1 protein-coding gene is annotated in these 511 nt (G+C 68.3%); it reads left to right on the top strand.

Features of this window, described 5'->3' with window-relative positions; translation table 11 throughout:
• Window positions 1–14: 14 nt before the first annotated feature.
• A partial coding sequence (locus tag A6A05_RS06240; RefSeq protein ID WP_068498529.1) for a nucleotidyltransferase domain-containing protein occupies window positions 15–511 on the top strand: 497 nt, incomplete at its 3' end.

Genomic DNA, 511 nt, shown 5'->3' with positions numbered 1-511 from the left:
CTGGAACGCCCTCCATGTCCACCCCCACGATCACCTTCCGGGTGAAGCCCGATCGGCAACAGGCCGTCCGCGAGCTCGTCAACGCCATCAAGGATGATCCGGGCATGACGGCGGCCATGCTGGAATTCATCCGCACGCGACCGTCCGTGGTTCCGGGAACTGGTGGCGACACCGCGATCCGCAACATCGGCCCGTTCCGCAACGAGGACGCGGCGTTGTCGTTCCTGGTCGGACGCCTCAAGACGGCGCTCCGCCCGGTGGCGCTCTTCCTGTTCGGCAGCCGCGCCGCCGGATCGGCACGCCCGGACAGTGATTTCGACCTTTTGGTCATCCTGCCCAACGACGAAAGCGGCCCCCCGGACTATTTCGCCGCCTATGCGCCGGTGGCGGGCTGCGGCATCGGCGTCGACGTCGTGCCCTGCCGCCTCGCCGATTTCGAGGCCGAACGGCAACGGCCCGGCACCATTGCCCACGCCGCCGACAGCGAGGGCCGACTGCTATATGCCAGCCC

This window comes from Magnetospirillum moscoviense, assembly GCF_001650635.1.
Taxonomy (GTDB): Bacteria; Pseudomonadota; Alphaproteobacteria; order Rhodospirillales; family Magnetospirillaceae; genus Magnetospirillum; species Magnetospirillum moscoviense.
Note: the sequence above shows the minus strand (reverse complement) of the source record. Positions and strands in the feature narration are given on the sequence as shown.